Raw genomic sequence first — 15,406 nt, forward strand, 5'->3', positions numbered from 1 at the left:
GTCGGCATATTTTTAAGGGCTGATGCGTCATTTCTCAATGGAGCATCAGTGTTGATGGAAACGAAGATAGACATTCATTTAATCAATAAAAGTGATCAAAACCACATCAATTGAAACACTGTTTTATTTTTATCGGATCATTGTTTTTATTTTGAAATTGATCACAAAAAAACCACCGCCGTTGGCGATGGTTCATTTTTTAAGCTGATATGCGGCCTATACGCCTCATTGCAGCAGGCGGCAAATGATTATTTTTTCGCCGCAAAACGTGCCGCTGCTTCGTCCCAGTTCACCACGTTCCAGAACTCTTTAATGTAGTCCGGACGGCGGTTCTGGAATTTCAGGTAGTAAGCATGTTCCCACACATCCAGGCCCAGAATCGGGAAGCCGGAAGCGCCAGAAATAGCTTCACCCATCAGCGGAGAATCCTGGTTAGCAGTAGAAACCACCGCCAGTTTATCGCCTTTCAGCACCAGCCATGCCCAGCCGGAACCAAAGCGGGAAGCTGCCGCTTTTTCAAATTCTGCTTTGAAGTTATCAACGGAGCCGAAGTCACGTTCGATAGCCGCTTTCAGGTCACCCTGCAGGGTGGTGCCTTTTTTCAGACCTTTCCAGAACAGGCTGTGGTTAGCGTGACCGCCAGCGTTGTTTCGCAGTACGGTTTTCTTGTCTGCTGGCAGCTGGTCCAGTTTGGTGATCAGCTCTTCAACCGGCAGGTTGGCAAATTCTGGCAGGCTTTCCAGCGCCGCGTTGGCGTTGTTGACGTAGGTCTGATGGTGTTTGGTGTGGTGGATTTCCATGGTCTGCTTATCGAAGTGCGGTTCCAGGGCATCGTAAGCATACGGCAGGGATGGCAGGGTATAGCTCATATTCATCTCCAGTATTGTCGGGCGGCCGATTGTTAATGCCGCGTAAGCAGTTGGTTCATTATAGTTAATTAAATGATATTGAAAATGATTATCAATGCCGTACTTTTCGTAAGGGTATGGTTTTGCAGGAAAATGCCCGAGATGTGAAGCAAATCACCCACTTAATGCCGTGATTGCCAGTAAATCGACAACGGCGGCAACAGGCGAAAGGTTAATCGACAGCACGATTTTTACACTCATCTCGTCGGAGATGTGACGCGACGAAAAATGATGAGGATAAGAAGATGAGTAACGCGATTACGATGGGGATATTTTGGCATTTGATCGGCGCGGCCAGTGCAGCCTGTTTTTACGCTCCGTTCAAAAAAGTAAAAAAATGGTCATGGGAAACCATGTGGTCAGTCGGTGGGATTGTTTCGTGGATTATTCTGCCGTGGGCCATCAGCGCCCTGTTACTACCGAATTTCTGGGCGTATTACAGCTCGTTTAGTCTCTCTACGCTGCTGCCTGTTTTTCTGTTCGGCGCTATGTGGGGGATCGGTAATATCAACTATGGCCTGACCATGCGTTATCTCGGCATGTCGATGGGAATTGGCATCGCCATTGGCATTACGTTGATTGTCGGTACGCTGATGACGCCAATTATCAACGGCAATTTCGATGTGCTGATTAACACCGAAGGCGGACGCATGACGTTGCTCGGCGTTCTGGTGGCGCTGATTGGCGTAGGGATTGTAACTCGAGCCGGGCAGTTGAAAGAGCGCAAGATGGGCATTAAAGCCGAAGAGTTCAATCTGAAAAAAGGGCTGGTGCTGGCGGTGATGTGCGGCATTTTCTCTGCCGGGATGTCCTTTGCGATGAACGCCGCAAAACCGATGCATGAAGCCGCTGCCGCACTAGGCGTCGATCCACTGTATGTCGCTCTGCCAAGCTATGTCATCATCATGGGCGGCGGCGCGATCATCAACCTCGGTTTCTGTTTTATTCGTCTGGCAAAAGTGAAGGATTTGTCGCTAAAAGCCGACTTCTCGCTGGCAAAACCGCTGATCACTCACAATGTGTTACTCTCAGCACTGGGCGGGTTGATGTGGTATCTGCAATTCTTTTTCTATGCCTGGGGCCACGCCCGCATTCCGGCGCAATATGACTACATCAGTTGGATGCTGCATATGAGCTTCTATGTATTGTGCGGCGGTATCGTCGGGCTGGTGCTGAAAGAGTGGAACAATGCAGGACGCCGTCCGGTAACGGTGTTGAGCCTCGGTTGTGTGGTGATTATTGTCGCCGCTAACATCGTCGGCATCGGCATGGCGAATTAATCTTTCTGCGAATTGAGATGACGCCACTGGCTGGGCGTCATCCCGGTTTCCCGGGTAAACACCACCGAAAAATAGTTACTATCTTCAAAGCCACATTCGGTCGAAATATCACTGATTAACAGGCGGCTATGCTGGAGAAGATATTGCGCATGACACACTCTGACCTGTCGCAGATATTGATTGATGGTCATTCCAGTCTGCTGGCGAAATTGCTGACGCAAAACGCGCTCACTGCACGATGCCTCATCACAAAATTTATCCAGCGCAAAGGGACTTTTCAGGCTAGCCGCCAGCCGGGTAATCAGCTTATCCAGCAACGTTTCGCTGGATGTTGGCGGCAACGAATCACTGGTGTAACGATGGCGATTCAGCAACATCACCAACTGCCCGAACAGCAACTCAGCCATTTCGTTAGCAAACGGCACATGCTGACTACTTTCATGCTCAAGCTGACCGATAACCTGCCGCGCCTGCGCCATCCCCACGCTACCTAAGCGCCAGTGTGGTTGCCCTGCGCTGGCGCTAAATCCCGGAATCGCCCCCTGCCAGTCAAGATTCAGCTTCAGACGCTCCGGGCAATAAATAATATTCTGCAAAACCAGATCGTTAACGGAAGCGTAGGAGTGTTTATCGTCAGCATGAATGTAAAAGAGATCGCCACGGGTAATGCGATAAGGGCGATCGTTGAGTACATGCAGGCCATTACCGCGCCAGACAATCACCAGCTCACAAAAATCATGTGTATGTTCAGCAAAGACATCTTGCGGATAACGGTCAGCCACAGCGACTGCCTGCTGGTCGCTGGCAAAAAAATCATCTTTGAGAAGTTTTAACTGATGCGCCACCGTGGCTACCTCGGCCAGAGAACGAAGTTGATTATTCGCAATATGGCGTACAAATACGTTGAGAAGATTCGCGTTATTGCAGAAAACCATCCCGTCCCTGACGAATATCACGCGGTGACCAGTTAAACTCTCGGCGAAAAAGCGTCGAAAAGTGGTTACTGTCGCTGAATCCACAGCGATAGGCGATGTCAGTAACGCTGGCCTCGCTGTGGCGTAGCAGATGTCGGGCTTTCATCAGTCGCAGGCGGTTCAGGTATCGCTGAGGCGTCAGTCCCGTTTGCTGCTTAAGCTGCCGATGTAGCGTACGCAGTGAAAGAGAAAATTGATCCGCCACGGCATCCCAATTCACCTCATCGGCAAAATGGTCCTCCAGCCAGGCCAGAAGCAAGTTGAGACGTGATGCGCTGTTTTCCAGGTTCTCCTGCAAACTGCTTTTACGCAGCAAGAGCAGTAATTGCATAAACAAGATCTCGCGACTGGCGGTCGAGGGTAAATCATTTTCCCCTTCCTGCTGTTCCATCTGTGCAACCAGCTGTCGCACCTGCTGCAATACGCTGTGGTTAACGCGCCAGTGAGACGGATACTGCCCATCCAGCTCTTGTGGCAGCAACTGATTCAGCCCGGCGAGAAACTGAAATCGATCCGGCGAGCGATACAGCACATTGGTCAGACACAGATTATCGGTATGTTCATACAGATGCCGATCATGATCGCGTACGAAACAGACCGTGCCACCGGTGATGGTATAGGGCTGCCCATTAAACACATGAATACCCGTGCCATGTTCGACAATCACAATTTCATGAAAATCATGATGATGTTCAGGAAAATCCGCCTGCGGGAGCCGGGGTTCTATCGCCACGGACGCGTTACCAGACGGAAAAAAATCCACACTATGTAATACGGTCATACTGGCCTCCTGATGTCGTCAACACGGCGAAATAGTAATCACGAGGTCAGGTTCTTACCTTAAATTTTCGACGGGAAACCACGTAAAAAACGTCGATTTTTCAAGATACAGCATGAATTTTCAGGAAATGCGGTGAGCATCACACCACCACAATTCAGCAATTTGTGAACATCATCACGTTCATCTTTCCCTGGTTGCCAATGGCCCATTTTCCTGTCAGTAGCGAGAAGGTCGCGAATTCAGGCGCTTTTTAGACTGGTCGTAATGAAATTCAGCAGGATCACATTATGACCTTTCGCAATTGTGTCGCCGTCGATCTCGGCGCATCCAGTGGGCGCGTGATGCTGGCGCGTTACGAGCGTGAATGCCGCAGCCTGACGCTGCGCGAAATCCATCGTTTTAAAAATGGGCTGCATAGCCAGAACGGTTATGTCACCTGGAATGTGGATAGCCTGGAAAGTGCCATTCGCCTTGGATTAAACAAGGTGTGCGAGGAAGGGATTCGTATCGATAGCATTGGGATTGATACCTGGGGCGTGGACTTTGTGCTGCTCGACCAACAGGGTCAGCGTGTGGGCCTGCCCGTTGCTTATCGCGATAGCCGCTCCAATGGCCTAATGGCGCAGGCACAACAACAACTCGGCAAACGCGATATTTATCAACGTAGCGGCATCCAGTTTCTGCCCTTCAATACGCTTTATCAGTTACGGGCGCTGACGGAGCAACAACCTGAACTTATTCCACACATTGCTCACGCTCTGCTAATGCCGGATTATTTTAGTTATCGCCTTACCGGCAAGATGAACTGGGAGTACACCAACGCCACAACCACGCAACTGGTCAATATCAATAGCGACGACTGGGACGAGTCGCTACTGGCGTGGAGCGGGGCCAACAAAGCCTGGTTTGGTCGCCCGACGCATCCGGGTAATGTCATTGGGCACTGGATTTGCCCGCAGGGTAATGAGATTCCGGTGGTCGCCGTTGCCAGCCATGATACCGCCAGCGCGGTTATCGCCTCGCCGTTAAACGGTTCACGCGCCGCTTATCTCTCTTCTGGCACCTGGTCATTGATGGGCTTCGAAAGCCAGACGCCATTTACCAATGACACGGCGCTGGCAGCCAACATCACCAATGAAGGCGGGGCGGAAGGTCGCTATCGGGTGCTGAAAAATATTATGGGCTTATGGCTGCTTCAGCGAGTGCTTCAGGAACGGCAAATCAACGATCTCCCGGCGCTTATCGCCGCGACACAGGCACTTCCGGCCTGCCGCTTCATCATCAATCCCAATGACGATCGCTTTATTAATCCTGAGGCGATGTGCAGCGAAATTCAGGCTGCGTGTCGGGAAACGGCGCAACCGATCCCGGAAAGTGATGCTGAACTGGCGCGCTGTATTTTCGACAGTCTGGCGCTGCTGTATGCCGATGTGTTGCATGAGCTGGCGCAGCTGCGCGGTGAAGATTTCTCGCAACTGCATATTGTCGGCGGCGGCTGCCAGAACACGCTGCTCAACCAGCTATGCGCCGATGCCTGCGGTATTCGGGTGATCGCCGGGCCTGTTGAAGCCTCAACGCTCGGCAATATCGGCATCCAGTTAATGACGCTGGATGAACTCAACAATGTGGATAATTTCCGTCAGGTCGTCAGCACCACCGCGAATCTGACCACCTTTACCCCTAATCCTGACAGTGAAATTGCCCACTATGTGGCGCAGATTCACTCTACACGACAGACAAAGGAGCTTTGCGCATGACCACTCAACTGGAACAGGCCTGGGAGCTGGCGAAACAGCGTTTCGCGGCGGTGGGGATTGATGTCGAGGAGGCGCTGCGCCAACTTGATCGTTTACCCGTTTCAATGCACTGCTGGCAGGGCGATGATGTTTCCGGTTTTGAAAACCCGGAAGGTTCGCTGACCGGTGGGATTCAAGCTACTGGTAATTATCCGGGCAAAGCGCGTAATGCCAGTGAGCTACGTACCGATCTGGAACAGGCTATGCGGCTGATTCCGGGGCCGAAACGGCTTAATTTACATGCCATCTATCTGGAATCAGACACGCCAGTCTCGCGCGATCAGATCAAACCAGAGCACTTCAAAAACTGGGTTGAATGGGCGAAAGCCAATCAGCTCGGTCTGGATTTTAACCCCTCCTGTTTTTCGCATCCGCTAAGCGCCGATGGCTTTACGCTTTCCCATGCCGACGACAGCATTCGCCAGTTCTGGATTGATCACTGCAAAGCCAGCCGTCGCGTTTCGGCCTATTTTGGCGAGCAACTCGGCACACCATCGGTGATGAACATCTGGATCCCGGATGGTATGAAAGATATCACCGTTGACCGTCTCGCCCCGCGTCAGCGTCTGCTGGCAGCACTGGATGAGGTGATCAGCGAGAAGCTAAACCCTGCGCACCATATCGACGCCGTTGAGAGCAAATTGTTTGGCATTGGCGCGGAGAGCTACACGGTTGGCTCCAATGAGTTTTACCTGGGGTATGCCACCAGCCGCCAGACGGCGCTGTGCCTGGACGCCGGGCACTTCCACCCGACTGAAGTGATTTCCGACAAGATTTCCGCCGCCATGCTGTATGTGCCGCAGTTGCTGCTGCACGTCAGTCGTCCGGTTCGCTGGGACAGCGATCACGTAGTGCTGCTGGATGATGAAACCCAGGCAATTGCCAGTGAGATTGTGCGTCACGATCTGTTTGACCGGGTGCATATCGGCCTTGACTTCTTCGATGCCTCTATCAACCGCATTGCCGCGTGGGTCATTGGTACACGCAATATGAAAAAAGCCCTGCTGCGTGCGTTGCTGGAACCTACCGCTGAGCTGCGCAAGCTGGAAGCGGCGGGCGATTACACTGCGCGTCTGGCACTGCTGGAAGAGCAGAAATCGTTGCCGTGGCAGGCGGTCTGGGAAATGTATTGCCAACGTCACGATACGCCAGCAGGTAGCGAATGGCTGGAGAGCGTGCGGGCTTATGAGAAAGCGATTTTGAGCCAGCGTGGGTAAACACTGCCGGATGCGGCGCGAGCGCCTTATCCGGCCTACAGGTCGGCAACAGTTGTAGGCCTGATAAGACGCGACAGCGTCGCATCAAGCATTGATTGCCGGATGCGGCACGAGCGCCTTATCCGGCCTACGGGTCGTGCATCTGACAACACCGAATTTACAGGAACACAGAACATGCAAAACATTACCCAGTCCTGGTTTGTCCAGGGAATGATCAAAGCCACCACCGATGCCTGGCTGAAAGGCTGGGACGAGCGCAACGGCGGCAACCTGACGCTGCGCCTGGATGACGCCGATATCGCGCTTTATCACGACAACTTCCACCCACAACCGCGCTATATTCCGCTCAGCCAGCCCATGCCTTTACTGGCAAATACGCCGTTTATTGTCACCGGCTCCGGCAAATTCTTCCGTAACGTCCAGCTTGATCCTGCAGCTAACTTAGGCGTCGTAAAAGTCGACAGCGACGGCGCGGGCTACCATATTCTCTGGGGGTTAACCAACGAAGCCGTTCCCACTTCCGAACTTCCGGCTCACTTCCTTTCCCACTGCGAGCGCATTAAAGCCACCAACGGTAAAGATCGGGTGATCATGCACTGCCACGCCACCAACCTGATCGCCCTCACCTATGTACTGGAAAACGACACCGCGGTCTTTACTCGCCAACTGTGGGAAGGCAGCACCGAGTGTCTGGTAGTGTTCCCGGATGGCGTTGGCATTTTGCCGTGGATGGTGCCCGGCACGGACGAAATCGGCCAGGCGACCGCACAAGAGATGCAAAAACATTCGCTGGTGTTGTGGTCCTTCCACGGCGTCTTCGGCAGCGGGCCGACGCTGGATGAAACATTCGGTTTAATCGACACCGCAGAAAAATCAGCACAAGTATTAGTGAAGGTTTATTCGATGGGCGGCATGAAACAGACCATCAGCCGTGAAGAGTTGATAGCGCTCGGCAAGCGCTTCGGCGTTACACCACTAGCCAGTGCGCTGGCGCTGTAAGGAGCAAACATGATCCGCAAAGCCTTTGTCATGCAGGTTAACCCCGACGCCCACGAAGAGTATCAGCGTCGGCATAACCCCATCTGGCCGGAACTGGAAGCAGTGTTGAAATCTCACGGTGCGCATAACTACGCCATTTACCTCGACAAAGCGCGTAATCTGCTGTTTGCCACGGTAGAGATTGAATCTGAAGAACGGTGGAATGCGGTAGCCAGTACTGATGTTTGCCAACGTTGGTGGAAATATATGACCGATGTTATGCCCGCTAACCCGGATAACAGCCCGGTGAGTAGCGAGCTGCAAGAAGTGTTTTACCTGCCGTAATTGCCCAATGTGCCGGAGATGCCTCCGGCACAATATTTTAAATTTCGATTTGAAAAATTAAACATATTACATCTCCCGGTAAGTTATATTTCCCTGATACATTGTGAGTAAATCACAAAAATAATGAATAACCCATTAATGATTCATGTGGTTTATTTAAATAACCATTATGTGCATTACTCCGCAAATCTGACCTTTCACTCTGTCTCAAATTGTCATTGTTTACCGACATATCGCCTCTCATCACTTAATCGCTCCACCATTACAATTGATTAAAATATATTTTATGGAGTCCGATTAATGGCAGCTCTTACTGCAAGCTGTATTGACCTGAATATTCAGGGCAATGGCGCTTATTCCGTTCTGAAGCAGTTGGCGACAATAGCGTTACAAAACGGTTTTATCACCGACTCACACCAGTTCCTGCAAACCCTGCTGCTGCGCGAAAAAATGCACTCTACTGGATTTGGTTCCGGTGTCGCCGTGCCGCACGGTAAAAGCGCCTGCGTTAAACAACCGTTCGTATTATTCGCCCGCAAAGCGCAGGCTATTGACTGGAAAGCCAGCGATGGCGAAGACGTCAATTGCTGGATCTGCCTCGGCGTGCCGCAAAGCGGCGAAGAGGATCAGGTCAAAATCATCGGCACACTGTGTCGCAAAATTATCCACCAGGATTTTATTCATCAACTGCAACAGGGCGACGCCGACCAGGTGCTTGCCTTGTTAAATCAAACCCTCAGCTCATAAGGAAGTGGCGATGGAGTCATCCTTACGTATTGTCGCGATCACCAACTGCCCCGCCGGGATCGCTCACACCTACATGGTGGCGGAAGCCCTGGAACAGAAAGCCCGTTCTCTCGGCCATACCATAAAAGTGGAAACTCAAGGGTCCAGTGGCGTTGAAAACCGCTTATCCAGCGAAGAGATTGCCGCTGCCGATTACGTCATTCTCGCTACCGGGCGTGGCCTGAGCGGTGATGATCGCGCGCGGTTTGCCGGGAAGAAAGTTTATGAGATTGCCATCTCCCAGGCGTTGAAAAATATCGACCAGATTTTCAGCGAATTACCGACAAACTCGCAGCTTTTTGCCGCAGATAGCGGCGTGAAGCTTGGCAAACAGGAAGTGCAAAGCGGCAGCGTGATGAGCCACCTGATGGCGGGCGTCTCTGCGGCGCTGCCGTTTGTCATCGGCGGTGGTATCCTGGTGGCGCTTGCCAACATGCTGGTGCAGTTCGGTTTGCCGTATACCGATATGTCGAAAGGCGCGCCGTCGTTTACCTGGGTAGTTGAATCCATCGGTTACCTTGGCTTCACCTTTATGATCCCCATCATGGGCGCTTATATTGCCTCGTCGATTGCCGATAAACCGGCTTTCGCTCCGGCGTTTCTGGTTTGCTATCTGGCGAACGACAAAGCGCTGCTCGGCACCCAGTCGGGTGCGGGATTCCTCGGCGCGGTGGTGCTGGGGCTGGCGATTGGCTATTTCGTCTTCTGGTTCCGTAAAGTGCGCCTTGGCAAAGCATTACAACCGCTGCTCGGTTCAATGCTGATCCCGTTCGTTACTCTGCTGGTTTTCGGCGTGCTCACTTACTACGTTATCGGGCCGGTGATGTCCGACCTCATGGGCGGGCTGCTCCACTTCCTGAATACCATTCCTCCATCAATGAAGTTTGCGGCAGCGTTTCTGGTCGGTGCGATGCTGGCGTTCGATATGGGCGGCCCCATCAATAAAACCGCCTGGTTCTTCTGCTTCTCACTGCTGGAAAAACACATTTATGACTGGTACGCCATCGTCGGCGTTGTCGCGTTGATGCCGCCCGTTGCGGCGGGTCTTGCGACGTTCATTGCGCCCAAACTGTTTACCCGACAGGAAAAAGAGGCTGCCAGTAGTGCCATTGTGGTCGGTGCCACAGTCGCAACCGAACCTGCTATTCCTTACGCTCTGGCAGCTCCGTTACCGATGATTACCGCCAATACGCTGGCGGGCGGTATTACCGGCGTGCTGGTGATCGCTTTCGGAATCAAACGTCTGGCACCTGGTTTGGGTATCTTTGACCCGCTGATCGGCCTGATGTCGCCGGTAGGTTCGTTTTATCTGGTGCTGGCGATTGGCCTCGCGCTAAACATTTCATTCATTATCGTCCTGAAAGGATTGTGGTTACGCCGCAAAGCGAAAGCCGCGCAACAGGAGCTTGTCCATGAACATTGAGTTACTGCAACAGTTGTGCGAAGCCAGCGCCGTCAGCGGCGATGAACAGGAAGTTCGCGACATCCTGATAAACACGCTGGAACCTTGCGTTAATGAAATCACCTTTGATGGTCTGGGCAGCTTTGTTGCCCGTAAGGGGAATAAAGGTCCAAAAGTTGCCGTTGTCGGGCATATGGATGAAGTCGGCTTTATGGTCACCCACATCGACGAGAGCGGTTTTCTGCGCTTCACCACCATTGGCGGCTGGTGGAATCAGTCGATGCTCAACCACCGGGTAACCATACGCACACACAAGGGATTTAAAATCCCTGGTGTGATTGGTTCCGTCGCGCCTCATGCGTTAACGGAAAAGCAAAAGCAACAACCGCTGTCATTTGATGAGATGTTCATTGATATTGGCGCGAACAGTCGCGAAGAAGCGGAAAAGCGCGGCGTTGAAATTGGCGATTTTATTAGCCCGGAAGCCAATTTTGCCTGCTGGGGCGAAGATAAAGTAGTCGGAAAGGCGCTGGATAACCGCATCGGCTGCGCGATGATGGCGGAGCTACTACAGACAGTAAATAACCCAGAAATTACGCTGTACGGCGTTGGCAGTGTGGAAGAAGAAGTTGGGCTACGCGGGGCACAAACCTCGGCGGAACACATTAAACCGGATGTGGTGATTGTGCTGGATACCGCTGTCGCAGGTGATGTTCCGGGCATTGATAACATTAAATACCCGCTGAAACTGGGCCAGGGGCCGGGGCTGATGCTGTTTGACAAGCGCTACTTCCCCAACCAGAAACTGGTAGCAGTGTTAAAAAACTGTGCCGCACATAACGATTTACCGCTGCAATTTTCCACCATGAAAACCGGAGCGACGGATGGCGGGCGCTACAACGTGATGGGCGGCGGGCGTCCGGTTGTCGCGCTGTGTCTGCCAACTCGTTATCTGCACGCTAACAGCGGCATGATTTCAAAAGCCGATTACGATGCTCTGCTCACGCTGATACGGGATTTTCTGACGACCTTAACTGCGGAGAAAGTCAACGCGTTTAGCCAGTTCCGTCAGGTGGATTAATGCTAAACGAACGCCAGTTAAAGATTGTCGATCTGCTGGAGCAACAGCCGCGCACGCCTGGAGAGCTGGCGCAACAGACTGGCGTTTCAGGCAGGACCATCCTGCGTGATATTGACTATCTCAACTTCACCCTTAACGGCAAAGCCCGCATTTTCGCCAGTGGTAGTGCGGGCTATCAGCTGGAAATCTTCGAGCGCCGCAGCTTTTTTCAGTTGCTGCAAAAGCACGATAACGACGATCGGCTGCTGGCGCTATTATTACTAAATACCTTTACTCCCCGTGCGCAACTCGCCTCGGCGCTTAATTTGCCAGAAACGTGGGTAGCAGAACGTCTGCCCCGGTTAAAACAGCGTTATGAACGCACTTGTTGCCTGGCCAGTCGCCCCGGTTTGGGCCATTTCATTGATGAAACAGAAGAGAAGCGCGTTATCTTGCTGGCGAACTTGCTACGCAAAGATCCGTTTTTAATTCCGCTGGCGGGCATAACACGAGACAACCTTCAGCATTTATCCACGGCCTGCGACAACCAACACCGCTGGCCGCTGATGCAGGGTGATTATCTCTCCAGCCTGATTCTGGCGATTTACGCCCTGCGTAATCAGCTTACTGACATATGGCCGCAATATCCCGGTAACGAGATAAAACAAATCGTTGAACAGTGCGGCCTGTTTCTCGGTGATAACGCTGTAAGAACCCTGACGGGTTTGATAGAGAAACAGCATCAGCAAGCGCAGGTAATTTCAGCCGATCATGTGCTGGGGTTGCTGCAAAGGGTGCCAGGCATCGCGTCATTGAATATTATTGATACGCAGTTGGTTGAGAATATTACCGGGCATTTATTACGTTGCCTTGCCGCACCGGTGTGGATTGCTGAGCACCGCCAAAGCAGCATGAATAACCTGAAAGCCGCCTGGCCTGCGGCCTTTGATATGAGTCTGCACTTTATTACGCTACTGCGTGAACAGCTCGATATTCCCCTTTTCGACAGCGATCTGATCGGTTTGTATTTTGCCTGTGCGCTGGAACGGCATCAAAACGAACGCCAGCCGATCATTTTGCTCTCGGACCAGAACGCGATTGCCACTATTAATCAGCTCGCCATTGAGCGCGATGTTTTACATTGTCGGGTGATTATTGCCCGTAGCTTAAGCGAACTTGTTGCCATTCGCGAAGAGATTGAGCCGTTATTGATCATTAACAATAGCCATTATTTACTGGATGACGCGGTAAATAATTACATCACCGTAAAAAATATCATTACGGCTGCCGGTATCGAACAAATAAAACATTTTCTGGCGACGGCATTTATTCGCCAACAGCCGGAGCGTTTTTTCTCTGCCCCCGGAAGTTTTCATTATTCGAATGTACGCGGTGAAAGCTGGCAACATATTACCCGGCAAATTTGTGCGCAATTAGTCGCACAACACCATATTACCGCCGATGAAGCACAACGCATCATCGCCCGCGAAGGCGAAGGTGAAAACCTGATTGTTAATCGCCTCGCCATCCCACATTGCTGGAGCGAACAGGAGCGACGTTTTCGTGGATTTTTTATTACCCTCGCCCAACCAGTTGAGGTGAATAACGAAGTCATTAACCATGTCTTGATCGCCTGCGCCGCCGCCGATGCGCGTCATGAGCTAAAAATATTTAGCTATCTGGCAAGCATATTGTGTCAGCATCCGGCGGAGATTATTGCCGGGTTAACAGGATATGAGGCATTTATGGAGTTACTTCACAAGGGGTGAACTGTGTCGGATGCGCCGCATCCGACACTGCATTTATCATCAAAAACGTTTAACGCAGGCTATTATAGTCATCAACCATTTCGTTGTACTCGCGTAATGCTCTCGGGAAAGAGTCTTCGACCATCCAGCTTGAGTTTGCGTCCTGAAGTTGCTCTTTATCCCAGTCAGAGTACGGGACTTTATCTCTGATGCGGCGAACGTATTTTTTAGCCTCGAGTTGATACTGGCCTGCCGAATTAATAAACGAGAAATTCATGCCGCCTTTATCCGCTTCTTTGGCCTGCGCCACTAGCGTTTCCAGTTCAGACACTTTCTTCATTGCCGCATCAACATCAAACTTCTCTTGCGATATCAGATTATTAATTTGTTTCGCTGAAATCATGACTGCCAGAGAGTAGTAGTGGAATGTTTTCCCTTCTCTTTCTTCAATATTTTTCAGTTCCGCAAGCTGGCGCTTATCGTTAATTTCCTGAATCGCCGCATGATAAGATTCTGCTACAGCTTCAAAGGCTTCCAGATTTTTTAAGAATGTCTGGTGCAGCGTTTTCCCTTTCGCAAACGCATCGTCTTTATAATTTTCCTGGGTGTAATATTTATCCATTTCGTTAATGGTATTACCCAACGCCACGGCAGCATCGATATAACTCACCGCCACGCCATCAATAGGTTGCAGCGCAGGCGTTAACGCCACAGCACTTTTTACGCCTTTTTCACACTCAGCGAGGTTGGATTCACTAATGCCGTAGATGCCATAAACAGTACGCTCTTCACCGGTAGGCCCCTGTTTAAAATCTTTCAGCCAGTCAGCATAACGCGCCAGACTGCTCTGTACAGGGATCTGTAACTTGTTATAGCACTTGATATAGACATCCATTTTTTCGTCGAAAACCGCTTGTTCATCGACCACCGGTTGCGCAGGTGTTTCAGGTTTAGCTTCTGCTTTTGCAACGGGAGCTTCAGGAGCTGGTGCGGCAGGTTGACTATTGGCAGGCGGGGGCGTTTCTGTTTCGGCTTTTTTATCATCACAACCCGTCAGACCGAGGGCCATGATGGCGACTATAATAGCGGAAGATAATAAATTCCTTTTCATTTAATTGCCTTATAAATATATAGATAAGAGAGTGAACATAATAAATGAAAAAAGAAAACGCCACTACACGCGTTTTATTTATAAATAAAATAATAAAATTCACGAAATGAATAAGTCCTGCAATTTAATATATATCGCAGGACTTATTTTAATTAATTGCTCAAACGCTGCGGATGGGTATAAACCGTTGCCCGACCCGGCTTACAAAAACCCACCAGCGTCAGATTACAACGCTCAGCCACTTCTACAGCAAGCGTGGTCGCGGCAGACACCGCAAACAAAATCTCTACGCCGCACATCGCCGACTTTTGCACCATTTCATAACTGGCACGACTGGAAACCAGTACCGCACCTTGCTGCCAGCTTTCCCCTTCTTGTGACCGGCGGCCTAACAGTTTGTCCAGCGCCACATGGCGACCCACGTCTTCATGCCCGCCGACCAGTTCGCCAGATGGCAACATCCAGGCAGCGGCGTGAGTACAACCAGTCAGTTGCCCCACTGGCTGAAAATCGTTGAGATGACGTAATGCATCATCCAGTTTGTTGAGATCAAACGTCTGGGTGAACGGTAGCGGCTGCACCGGTTTTCCGATGTCATTAAGTTGCTCCACGCCGCATACGCCACAGCCCGTACGTCCCGCCAGCGCCCGGCGGCGCTCCTTCAACCCCATAAAGCGGCGGCTGGAAAGCTCAATTTGTACTTCAAGACCATTACAGGAAGGAACGACATCCATGCCGAAGATATCGCGCGGACTTTCTATTATCCCCTCGGAAAGCGAAAAACCGAGCGCAAAGTACTCAAGGTCTTTGGGCGACGCCATCATCACCACATGCGAAATGCCGTTGTAGACCAGCGCAACGGGAACTTCTTCCGCGACCTCATCTAACCGTGGGTGTTGTAAATCATCACGCCGCCATAACTCAATTTGACGAACACCTGTGATATTTGTCACATTTTCGATTTCTTTTTGCTGTGTTTTTTTCACTTTCTCTTAACCAGATAAGAACACACACACCAAC

14 protein-coding genes are annotated in these 15,406 nt (G+C 51.3%); 9 read left to right on the forward strand and 5 right to left on the reverse strand.

The genetic code is table 11. The annotated features are described in order from the left end of the window. Positions 1-248: 248 nt before the first annotated feature. Positions 249-869 (reverse strand): superoxide dismutase [Mn], encoded by a 621-nt coding sequence (gene sodA / locus FTE26_RS04095; RefSeq protein WP_001297064.1) that lies wholly within the window; start codon positions 867-869, stop codon positions 249-251. Positions 870-1,153: 284 nt separating this feature from the next. Between sodA and rhaT the strand changes: the two genes are divergently transcribed. After that, the gene (rhaT, locus tag FTE26_RS04100) at positions 1,154-2,188 is read left to right on the forward strand and encodes an L-rhamnose/proton symporter RhaT (protein WP_000063504.1); all 1,035 of its coding nucleotides are present in this window, start codon (positions 1,154-1,156) and stop codon (positions 2,186-2,188) included. Here the strand turns inward: rhaT and rhaR are convergent. Together rhaR and rhaS are read right to left on the reverse strand one after the other, a co-directional pair. After that, a complete protein-coding gene (gene rhaR, locus FTE26_RS04105; RefSeq protein WP_001309108.1) occupies positions 2,185-3,033 on the reverse strand; it encodes an HTH-type transcriptional activator RhaR in 849 nt (282 codons plus the stop codon). The two genes, rhaT and rhaR, sit on opposite strands and share 4 nt — an antisense overlap. Before the next feature lie 73 nt (positions 3,034-3,106). Then, a complete protein-coding gene (gene rhaS / locus FTE26_RS04110; protein WP_000217137.1) occupies positions 3,107-3,943 on the reverse strand; it encodes an HTH-type transcriptional activator RhaS in 837 nt (278 codons plus the stop codon). A 287-nt stretch (positions 3,944-4,230) separates the two neighbouring features. Here rhaS and rhaB point away from each other — a divergent pair, with 287 nt between their 5' ends. The 8 genes from rhaB (at position 4,231) to FTE26_RS04150 (ending at position 13,296) form a co-directional block, all read left to right on the forward strand. Further along, a complete protein-coding gene (rhaB, locus tag FTE26_RS04115; protein ID WP_000144053.1) occupies positions 4,231-5,700 on the forward strand; it encodes a rhamnulokinase in 1,470 nt (489 codons plus the stop codon). Continuing rightward, positions 5,697-6,956 (forward strand): L-rhamnose isomerase, encoded by a 1,260-nt coding sequence (rhaA, locus tag FTE26_RS04120; RefSeq protein WP_000211512.1) that lies wholly within the window; start codon positions 5,697-5,699, stop codon positions 6,954-6,956. Before rhaB ends, rhaA begins: the two co-directional genes overlap by 4 nt. 174 nt (positions 6,957-7,130) lie before the next feature. Next, complete coding sequence (gene rhaD, locus FTE26_RS04125; RefSeq protein ID WP_001179723.1) at positions 7,131-7,955, forward strand: rhamnulose-1-phosphate aldolase; 825 nt, start codon at positions 7,131-7,133, stop codon at positions 7,953-7,955. A 9-nt stretch (positions 7,956-7,964) separates the two neighbouring features. Continuing rightward, a complete protein-coding gene (gene rhaM / locus FTE26_RS04130) occupies positions 7,965-8,279 on the forward strand; it encodes an L-rhamnose mutarotase (protein WP_000619503.1) in 315 nt (104 codons plus the stop codon). A 300-nt stretch (positions 8,280-8,579) separates the two neighbouring features. Beyond that, positions 8,580-9,026: a PTS fructose transporter subunit IIA gene (locus FTE26_RS04135; RefSeq protein WP_000729597.1), complete on the forward strand. Its 447-nt coding sequence runs from the start codon at positions 8,580-8,582 to the stop codon at positions 9,024-9,026. 10 nt (positions 9,027-9,036) lie between these two features. Continuing rightward, complete coding sequence (locus tag FTE26_RS04140; RefSeq protein WP_000446023.1) at positions 9,037-10,488, forward strand: PTS fructose-like transporter subunit IIBC; 1,452 nt, start codon at positions 9,037-9,039, stop codon at positions 10,486-10,488. Next, complete coding sequence (locus tag FTE26_RS04145) at positions 10,478-11,548, forward strand: aminopeptidase (protein WP_001019466.1); 1,071 nt, start codon at positions 10,478-10,480, stop codon at positions 11,546-11,548. The genes FTE26_RS04140 and FTE26_RS04145 overlap by 11 nt, the downstream gene beginning before the upstream one ends. Next, positions 11,548-13,296, forward strand: coding sequence for a putative frv operon regulatory protein (locus FTE26_RS04150; protein WP_000931313.1), 1,749 nt, complete (start codon positions 11,548-11,550; stop codon positions 13,294-13,296). Before FTE26_RS04145 ends, FTE26_RS04150 begins: the two co-directional genes overlap by 1 nt. Positions 13,297-13,345: 49 nt before the next feature. Here the strand turns inward: FTE26_RS04150 and FTE26_RS04155 are convergent, their stop codons facing one another. Continuing rightward, a complete protein-coding gene (locus tag FTE26_RS04155; protein ID WP_001348539.1) occupies positions 13,346-14,386 on the reverse strand; it encodes a YiiG family protein in 1,041 nt (346 codons plus the stop codon). Between the two features lie 152 nt (positions 14,387-14,538). After that, complete coding sequence (fdhD, locus tag FTE26_RS04160) at positions 14,539-15,372, reverse strand: formate dehydrogenase accessory sulfurtransferase FdhD (protein WP_000753589.1); 834 nt, start codon at positions 15,370-15,372, stop codon at positions 14,539-14,541. Positions 15,373-15,406: the final 34 nt, after the last annotated feature.

It is taken from the genome of Escherichia sp. S10b (genome assembly GCF_028421345.1).
In the GTDB taxonomy this organism is placed as follows: domain Bacteria; phylum Pseudomonadota; class Gammaproteobacteria; order Enterobacterales; family Enterobacteriaceae; genus ECMA0423.

What these genes read in the sequence shown, in the direction of transcription:
- sodA (WP_001297064.1), bottom strand. Translation starts at nt 869, where the DNA reads ATGAGCTATACCCTGCCATCCCTGCCGTATGCTTACGATGCCCTGGAA.
- rhaT (WP_000063504.1), top strand. Translation starts at nt 1,154, where the DNA reads ATGAGTAACGCGATTACGATGGGGATATTTTGGCATTTGATCGGCGCG.
- rhaS (WP_000217137.1), bottom strand. Translation starts at nt 3,943, where the DNA reads ATGACCGTATTACATAGTGTGGATTTTTTTCCGTCTGGTAACGCGTCC.
- rhaB (WP_000144053.1), top strand. Translation starts at nt 4,231, where the DNA reads ATGACCTTTCGCAATTGTGTCGCCGTCGATCTCGGCGCATCCAGTGGG.
- rhaA (WP_000211512.1), top strand. Translation starts at nt 5,697, where the DNA reads ATGACCACTCAACTGGAACAGGCCTGGGAGCTGGCGAAACAGCGTTTC.
- rhaD (WP_001179723.1), top strand. Translation starts at nt 7,131, where the DNA reads ATGCAAAACATTACCCAGTCCTGGTTTGTCCAGGGAATGATCAAAGCC.
- rhaM (WP_000619503.1), top strand. Translation starts at nt 7,965, where the DNA reads ATGATCCGCAAAGCCTTTGTCATGCAGGTTAACCCCGACGCCCACGAA.
- FTE26_RS04135 (WP_000729597.1), top strand. Translation starts at nt 8,580, where the DNA reads ATGGCAGCTCTTACTGCAAGCTGTATTGACCTGAATATTCAGGGCAAT.
- FTE26_RS04140 (WP_000446023.1), top strand. Translation starts at nt 9,037, where the DNA reads ATGGAGTCATCCTTACGTATTGTCGCGATCACCAACTGCCCCGCCGGG.
- FTE26_RS04145 (WP_001019466.1), top strand. Translation starts at nt 10,478, where the DNA reads ATGAACATTGAGTTACTGCAACAGTTGTGCGAAGCCAGCGCCGTCAGC.
- FTE26_RS04150 (WP_000931313.1), top strand. Translation starts at nt 11,548, where the DNA reads ATGCTAAACGAACGCCAGTTAAAGATTGTCGATCTGCTGGAGCAACAG.
- FTE26_RS04155 (WP_001348539.1), bottom strand. Translation starts at nt 14,386, where the DNA reads ATGAAAAGGAATTTATTATCTTCCGCTATTATAGTCGCCATCATGGCC.